This is a genomic window from Succinimonas sp., from assembly GCF_045225735.1.
GTDB lineage: Bacteria > Pseudomonadota > Gammaproteobacteria > Enterobacterales > Succinivibrionaceae > Succinimonas.
Genome location: NZ_JBGVBR010000434.1, coordinates 1 through 7763 on the forward strand (window position 1 = coordinate 1; position 7763 = coordinate 7763).

Sequence of the window (7763 nt, forward strand, 5' to 3'; positions counted from 1 at the left end):
GGGCCCGGGTCAGCTCATCTTCGGAAGCTCTGATGGCCTTCTCGAATTCATTGCGGCAGGTCTGGGCCTTGTCATGCCCCGACAAAAGCTTTTCAAGATTGGCGTTGTGCTCTGCCATTTCCTGATCCCGGAGTTCGATGGCAGCGGCGATATTTTTTTCCTGCTTCATCTTATCTGAGAGCTCTTCGCTGGCATCTTTAAGGCTGTTTTCATTAGCTTCAGTGTTCCTGGTATTGTTATCAAGGGCGCTGTTAGTCTCGGAAATACGCTTTACGGTTTCTTCATACCAGCTGACCCGGGACTGGTACTCCTCCTGAGAGCTCTCTTTGATAAGATCCCTGAATACCTTTTGAATAACCTCATCACCGGAAACAGTTAAGGAATCTCGATCCTTAAGATCGCTTTCCTTCTTCTCCCGGAGACTCTTAAGAGCATTGTTAAGATCATCAATCTGATCTCGGGCAGCGGCGATCTCCTCGCGGGATCTGGGTACGCCGCGGATTGTGTCATCAATTTCCGTTAGCGTGCCAGAAGTCTTCTCCAGGGTATCTGTCCGGAACTTAGCAAGATCGGCAGCAGCGTTACTGAGATCTTCCTTAAGAGCATTAAGGGCGGCGGTTTTATCAAATACCGGATATGCCTCAGCCCGCTCCAGATCCTGCTGATACCAGGCAGCGATTCCGGAAATCTCGGAGAGCTCGGTACCGGTAAGAAAATGAAGCCCTAAGCCCTTTTCCGCTGTTTCCTGAAGCAGTGTCTTCAGCTTGACAATGATACCGGATACCGGAGGTTCTGCCCCTGACGCCATTCCGCCCAGAGTATTAAAAAGCCCTGTTATCTCATCACGGCCGGCAGCAAGATCCTTAACGCCTCCGGCGATATTGCGGATTTCCTTTATAAGATCCTTCCGGTATTTATCGATACAGGTTTCCAGAGCTGTTTTATCTGCATTCAGCTTTTTAAGTTCCTTTTCGGCAGCTTCGAGATCGCTTTCGTACTGAGGAAGTTCGCTTATGAGCTTTTCCCAAAATTCTGCAATCTCCTTATTACTGCCATCAAGCCCCGGATGATCCCGGGATCCGCAGCAGGGACACGGTTCTCCGGATTTCAGCTTAATGGCAGTATCCTTAATATGCTTTGCCGCCTTGCAGGCGCTGATATTCTGGTTCAGTTCCTTAATTCTCTTTTCAATAGCGGTAATGGGGGAATTATCGCCCTGAAAAACCTTGAACTTATCGTTATCCCGGGATGCCTGAGCGCAGTTTTCCAAAAAGGCGTCTGTCAGGTTCTGAAAATTTCTGATGCGGCCGTCCGTATCCCTGATAAGGGCATCCAGTCTGGAGAACATCTTCTGACAGGTCTTCAAAGTTTCCTGTGCAGCGGTGTATGGCTCTGCTGAAGGAAGATCATCAAGAGGCGAGGAAAAGCCGGATTCTTGCAAAACCAGCTCCTGATAAGCCTGAAATTTTTGGTTAAGAAGGTTTTTCGCAGCGGTTAAATCCTGTTCCCGTTCCGCCATATCACGGTCATAGCCCGCAATATAGCCGCTCAGCATTCGGTACTTATCAGACATGCGGTAAAGATCGTTCCATGCGGACTCCAGCGGCTGCCATTCCTGATCCTGTGCCATTCTGACGTTCAAATCAGCGCGCTCGCTTTCGAGCTTCTCCTTTTCATTTTTCAGAGCTTCAAGCCGCGACTTAACTTCGGCAAGATGGTTTTGGCAGGTATCATGCTGTCCCTTCAGTTCCAATTTCGCCTTTTCGGTCTCCAAAACCCGTGCTTCCAGTTCTTCCGCCTGTTTAAGATCCGGTTCCTTTGCCGCATAAGCATCCCGTTTTTCCTTAAGAGCCTTCTCCCTTTCGCCGAGTTTTTCCAGACTCTCCAGGCAGGCCTGATAACGGCCGGAAACACCGGCGGCGTCATTAAGGTAGCATTCCGTGGCGTTCAGGAGAGCGGAGACATTGTTCCTGAGTCCGGAAGAAAGAGCATGCCAGTCCTCCAGCCTTTCCAGGGCCGCATCCAGAGGGGCGGAATCAGGCAGTTCGCCTGCGGCAAAGGAATAGGTTCCGCTGTCCTGAGTAAGAGCGTGATACTGCTGCCAGTTTGTCTCCCAGGCGGAAACGCGGCTCTTCATGGCTGCGGTAACATCTCCGGCCTCCTTGTTAAGTCTGGTGAGAAGCTTCCCCTGACTGCGGTATTCCGGGAGCTTGGCATTAAGATCATTCCATACCAGGAGGAGATCCTGATACTTGCTGTCTCTCTCCTGAGCAGCCACCAGATCCTTGCGGCGGGCTTCGGCATCCGTTTTTTGGCCGTCATGAGTCTTAAGCTCCTGATCGATTTTTGAAAGAGTTTTGTTTTCAGCTTCAATATTGCTCTTCAGATTCTCCAGATCTCCGGCCAGACGGGAGCTGCTTTGGGTCAGGGCTTCGGCTCTTGCCAAAACAGGCTTCCGGGCATCTCTTTCCGAAAGCCGGAGATCTCTGTTCCGGGTTTTCTCGTCACGGATTTTCCGGTTTTCCTCAAGTCTGGTGTTAAGCTCCGGAGTTCTGGCATTGAGTTCTGTCTCCCTTCTCTCATGATCTGCCTTTAATTTCACCTGAAGTTTTATATCAGAGTGTATATCTCTCAGGGGAGAAACCAGATCGTAAAGGGTGATGGTGCGATTTTCCCGCTGAAGTCCGTTAAGCTCGCTTTCCAATTCCTCTTTCTGATGCTCTAAGGTTTCGGTGATGCCTTTAACGGAGCTTATCTGCTTCTGGCAGTCCGTGAAATCGGACACTGCCTTAATTCTGGCATCGACGGCATTGAGCTCGGTATTTAAGCGGTTAATCTGACATTCGGTTTCGGAAATCTCCTCAGGCTGCAAAAGTCTGGCTTTAATGCTATCCATCTGAAGCTGCAGATCATTTTTTTCCCTATCGATGATACCGGTTCGTTTCTTCACTACAACGTCGATGTTCTTATAGATTTCGGTGCCGGTAAGATTTTCCAGAAGCTCAATCTTTTTATTTGAATCCTCATCAAGAAAAGCGGTAAACTCCCCCTGAGGGAGAATAATGATCTTGCTGAACTGACTCCAGGAAAGGCCAGTGCACCTGGCAACGTCCGAATCTTGAAGCTTTTTTCCGTCTTTGGTTGTTGCCACGGTTTTAACCGGTTTTCCGGCTTTGTCCAATAATCTGATATTGTGGGAATAAGAGTAATTTTTTCGTTTCAGCTCTATTTCATAACGAGCTCGGTAAAGCTCGCCGTCCCGGCCGATAAAATCCACTTCGGCAAAGCATGAGGTCAGTCCTCTGGTCATAATATGAATATTATCTGCCGTAGAAACGTCAGATAAATTGTCATCAAGAGCCAACCCCCCTTGCCGACTGCCCTTGGATATTCTGGGGGTCAGACCGTAAAGTCCCAGACAGATGGCATCCAATATGGTGCTTTTGCCGGCGCCGGTGTCTCCGATAATGGCAAATACTTCGTTCTTGCCACCCGTAAGCTTCCGAAAATCAATCTCAAATTTCTGAAGGCTGGCCAAATTCTTTCCTGCAACTCTTAAAATCTTCATAGCGATGTCACTCTTTATTCACTGATTCTTTCTGCGCTTTTCCCGAAGGCTTCGGATGTTATTTCCCGGTCATAACTTTTGCGGTCGTCTTCTTCCTGCCCTTGCTTCCGGATGTTTCCTGTGTTCCTTCGGCTTCCCTGATAATGTCGGACAACAGGGCCCTAAGCTCCGAACTCATGTCAGCTCCATGATTAACCTCCCGGTACATCCGCTCAGCCAGTGTCATGGGGTCGGTAATATCGCGGAGATCCTGAATGTCCTGATCCCCGTTATTATTCCGGAATGAAGCGGCAGTTTTTAAAATCACATTCTTGTCGCATATCCGGGCCAGCCTGCCGGCTAAATTGTTAAGCTTGCTCTCCAGAACATCCCGAAACTCCCTGGAGGTGCTAAAGGCGGAATGCTCCGGATCATAAAGAGCGAATACCGACAGAAAAGGGAGTCCCCCGGGATTCTTCTCTCTCACGTTTTCTTCGTTCCGGGCCGAAAGACCGTCCAGAATGTCAAAAACCTCATCTTCGCCGGCAGTCCCTCCTCTTTGCGGGATTCTGATAAACTCCACTGACCGCTTAAAAGGCTTTGTCTGCACGGAGATCGCGAAACCGGCTTTGCCGTCAGAAGATGGTCTGAAATCCACCATATCCACCCCGTTGGAGTAGTTAAGCTCCCCGAAATTTACCGGGAGGGGCGAACCTGAGTACCGGATAGCAAGGGATTTCTCAATGATATTCTGCCGGAGATGGATATGACCGAGGGCAGTATAGTCATAGCCGTCAAAGATCTGAGCGCTCACCTGTCCTTCCCCGCCCAGAATGTTAACCTTGTTCTCATCCTGCTCGCCGATGGCGGAATTCTTAACATAGAAGTGCCCCATGGCTATCACCGGCACCCGGCCCTCACGCGCCTCGGGATAGCGCTCCCGGATACAGGCAAGGCAGCTCTGATAAAGGTTTCGGACGGCGGTTTCGTAATCACCGGCGTCGCTGTTCAGGGTAAGACCGGAAACTCCCGCAGGCGTCAGAAACGGCATAGATACAATAACAGCCCGCAAAGTCTCTCCGTTATATACGGGATAAACCAGCTTCTCATAGTCAGGTTCCATAACAGAACCATTTTCGCCGCTGATTATCACCGGAAGCTCCCCTGTTATTCTCAGTCTGTCACAGGTCTCCATGTAAATGGAGATGTTGTCTATTTTCCGGCCGCTGTCATGATTGCCGCTGGTAACCACGATATGGAGATCGGGATTCTCCCGGCGGATCATGTTCAGCGTGTTCCCGAAGAACTTCTCCGCATCAAAGCTGGGGGTTACATTATCAAAAATATCCCCGGCAATAAGCATTACCTCGGGCTTTCCCTCCGCAATGCTTTCCAGCAGTGATTTTCTGAAATATTCATATTCCTGGCTTCTGTCGAAGTCATGCAGCCTTTTGCCAAGATGCCAGTCGGAGGTGTGAAGGATTCTTAAGGCGCGGTTTTCTGAAGTCATAAAGGGTTCCTTGCTTTTATGGGAGATAACGATTCACCTGCGTCTCTCACAGGCGACGCGCCTAAAAAGGCGCATTAAAAAATGGGTAAACCGGGGCATAAAGTCATCCGGGCATCAGGGCATCAATAACGTCCGCGATAAACATGCATCGGCCGTTATTCCGGTACGCGGTTAAAACCTGTTCGTTTTTACGAACGAAGCTTCCGAAGAACGCCAGGTCTTCGGAAGTCAATCCGTCAGAAGTTCCGCTGATTTCAGCATCGGGAACGGTCATTTCAAACATGTTCGCGGACTCCATCTTATCGTGAAGGCTGTTCTGGATCCTGATTCTCGGCCCGCATTTCTCATAGTCTTTTGCCTTGATGGTAATGTTAGCCGACATTCCTTTAATCCGTCTTTTGGAGATATTCGCAAACTCGCAAGCCATCTCTGCATCTTCAGCGAAGAAGTCTTTGTCTGAAGCATTTTCCTCTGAAGAATTTTTATTATTCATATCCATCCCTGATTGCCCGCTTGTCTGATAGTTTTCATGAGCGCTGACAAGTAAGATTAATTTCGTCTTGACGAGATTCGCGAAGGCGGCTTCGGCACCCCGGCTCAGCGGTGAGGAGAAAAACACCGGAGCCGAAATGCCGCGCCGCCGCCATAAAAATGATGTCATACCGGAATTGCAAAAATCAATGTTTTTTAAAAATTATTTTAAAAGTATGATCAATTTATAATTTTTGAGACGAATCATGATACGGAAGCAAAAGGAAGAGCCGCAGGGACATGGCTGCAAGGCTCCGGGAAGCCGCTCCGCCTAAGGATTCCCGGAAGGAGCAGAAAAAAGAACAGGGACGGAATCCGGGGCTGACAGCGCCGGAAAGTCCTCAGACAGGAACAGAGAATTTCCTGAAAAACCGGGAGCTGCCGGGCTAATAATGCCGGATCACCTCAAAGCGCTGGAGGGCGTAATGCTCACTGGGATCGATCCCGGCCTTGCGGCAGGCGATAAAAATCTGATGATCCACGGACTCCACCCCTTCCAGATCCGGAAGGAGAAGCCCCCTTCTGCCGCCGCAGGTGACTATGACCCCGTAGCGCTTAATATCAAGTTCGCTTTTGGAGGAAATCGGCTCCGGAGCTCCCAGCACATCCACCGAGATGTCCAGAAATTGCAGTTCACTGGCGGCAATGGGATGGAACCTGGGATCCTGGGTGGCGGCGCAAATGGCATTACGGATGATCTCCTCAGCCAGAGACGGCATTACGGGAGCAATGGTGCCGATGCAGCCTCTGAGTTCCCCCAGCTTATGGATGGATACAAAGGCCCCTGCTTGTTCCTTATAAAGTGCTTCCGGAAGATCTTTCGGCACCGGGATGATATTCCTGTCTGTCACATATGCGGTTATGGTGTCCCAGGCCAGCCTGACCCAGGGATCGGCATTGCTGCGTTTCTTCTGACATTCCTGAACCTGCGCTTCTGTCATGGCGTTTCTCCTCTATTGCCTGTTTTCCTCTTATCTGCCTTGGTATTTCCTGCCTGCTATTCTTTATCTCTGTCGGCTGTTCTTTGCAGGCATGGCGGCGGTCTCTTTTCTTTTACCAGTTTCTTTCTCACCTGCCTTATCTATGTTCCGGTGATCAGAACCGGGATTCCGGAACTTCTCACGGAACAGCTAGGCAAATGTCCGGGATCTGTCCGGCTGCCCTCTCATGAAGGATACCACGCCGTAGCCCACTCCGGTGCGATCCTCGTGGGAATAAACATGGGGTTCTGCCTCATAGCCGTCCAGAGCCCCGGCCATCATGACAAAGGAGCGATGGCCGCACTCCGCCACCCGATCGCAGAATTCGCTGTCAAAGGAAAAGAGCTCCCCGAAGGCCGCCCGGCCCAGGACATCCATGATCCGGGCATCATACTCCGGCCCCTCGGGAACAAAGCCGTAAGGCCCGTCCTCCTGCAGCTTGTGGGAGAGATCCCCGCTGGCTACATAAACCGTCCGGCGTCCCAGTTTTGCGGCTGCCTTCTGGATGCATTTTCCGGCACGGTAGTAGGCGGCGAAATCCACCCGTGCGGCATAGCCTGTCACCAGAAGCCGGAAGGAACTCAGGTATTTCCGGATAAACCAAAGAGGCACCATGGTACCGTGATCCAGCTCCGGGGATCCTAAGGGAATGAAAAAGCCGGGAGCTGAGTCGCGAACCAGTTCATCCCGGAGTTCGGTATCGACCTCTTCGGCAAACGTCACCTCCGGGGCCCGGAACTGGGCGAAGCTGCCCCTGAGACCGGCCTTTTCCGGAAGCACAAAGCCCCGCATTCCTACTTCCGCATGGGGACTGGAGATGACTATGGTGTCGGGGTTCAGAGCCGCAATCTTTTCAGCCACGGCGTTATAGGAAGCGATGGTGCGGGCCGCAATGCTTTCATGGCCCCGGCCCACGGCAGGAACAATAAGGGGCGGATGCGGCACTGCGAAGGCGGCGATAATGCCGGTGTTCTCCGTAAGATTGGCCGCTGTTAAAGATTCGGTTGCAGCTTCAGTCATTTTCACTCCCCTGTGATACCGATACCGGCGGATTTGCATAAAATAACCGCCTCAGGTAATTCTATCCGTAACCATGGAGGCATAAACTAATCTGCGTCACAGATGCCAAACATTGCCGAAGGAAAACTTCCGGAAAAAGCAGAGCTCCCATGATACCTTTTGGAAAGAGCAAACA

General features: G+C 50.8%; 5 protein-coding genes. All 5 read right to left on the reverse strand.

Annotated features, from left to right (window positions below):
• The coding region (locus tag ACJROR_RS15145; RefSeq protein ID WP_406547820.1) for an AAA family ATPase at nucleotides 1-3568 on the reverse strand (3568 nt) is incomplete at its 3' end.
• A 58-nt stretch (nucleotides 3569-3626) separates the two neighbouring features.
• Nucleotides 3627-5057, reverse strand: a complete 1431-nt coding sequence (locus ACJROR_RS15150) for an exonuclease SbcCD subunit D (RefSeq protein ID WP_406041297.1) — start codon at nucleotides 5055-5057, stop codon at nucleotides 3627-3629.
• Nucleotides 5058-5160: 103 nt separating this feature from the next.
• Nucleotides 5161-5718: a hypothetical protein gene (locus ACJROR_RS15155; protein ID WP_406547821.1), complete on the reverse strand. Its 558-nt coding sequence runs from the start codon at nucleotides 5716-5718 to the stop codon at nucleotides 5161-5163.
• Nucleotides 5719-5974: 256 nt separating this feature from the next.
• Nucleotides 5975-6529, reverse strand: coding sequence for an AmmeMemoRadiSam system protein A (amrA, locus tag ACJROR_RS15160; RefSeq protein WP_406041301.1), 555 nt, complete (start codon nucleotides 6527-6529; stop codon nucleotides 5975-5977).
• A gap of 189 nt (nucleotides 6530-6718) precedes the next feature.
• A complete protein-coding gene (locus tag ACJROR_RS15165) occupies nucleotides 6719-7588 on the reverse strand; it encodes a class III extradiol dioxygenase subunit B-like domain-containing protein (protein ID WP_406547822.1) in 870 nt (289 codons plus the stop codon).
• Nucleotides 7589-7763: the final 175 nt, after the last annotated feature.

Coding starts and splice junctions, on each gene's coding strand:
- ACJROR_RS15165 (WP_406547822.1), bottom strand. CDS start 7,588: ATGACTGAAGCTGCAACCGAATCTTTAACAGCGGCCAATCTTACGGAG.
- amrA (WP_406041301.1), bottom strand. CDS start 6,529: ATGACAGAAGCGCAGGTTCAGGAATGTCAGAAGAAACGCAGCAATGCC.
- ACJROR_RS15155 (WP_406547821.1), bottom strand. CDS start 5,718: ATGACATCATTTTTATGGCGGCGGCGCGGCATTTCGGCTCCGGTGTTT.
- ACJROR_RS15150 (WP_406041297.1), bottom strand. CDS start 5,057: ATGACTTCAGAAAACCGCGCCTTAAGAATCCTTCACACCTCCGACTGG.